The organism is Pseudomonas sp. URMO17WK12:I11 (assembly GCF_007677725.1).
Classification (GTDB): Bacteria; Pseudomonadota; Gammaproteobacteria; order Pseudomonadales; family Pseudomonadaceae; genus Aquipseudomonas.
In genome coordinates, this window is the sequence record NZ_VEDF01000060.1 from 1 (window position 1) to 260 (window position 260).

Here is a 260-nt window from a genome sequence, read left to right on the forward strand (position 1 = left end):
GCGCTGACGTCCACCGCGGCTTCGGTCGGGCCATAGAGGTTGTGCAGGTCGCTGCCTGGGAGCTGGCTGTGGAAGCGCCGAACCAGGCTGCCCGGCAAGGCTTCGCCACTGCACAGCACGCGCAAGCCGGACTGGCTCAGTTCACTGCCAACGGCCGAGAGGAACACGTCGAGCATCGAGGGCACGAAGTGCAGCGTGGTGATGGCTTCGTGCTCGATGACTTGACGCAGGTACTCGGGGTCGCGGTGGCCGCCAGGACG

1 protein-coding gene is annotated in these 260 nt (G+C 66.9%); it reads right to left on the minus strand.

The genetic code is table 11. The annotated features are described in order from the left end of the window. The coding region (locus FS665_RS23210) for an AMP-binding protein (protein WP_145193666.1) at positions 1-260 on the minus strand (260 nt) is incomplete at both ends.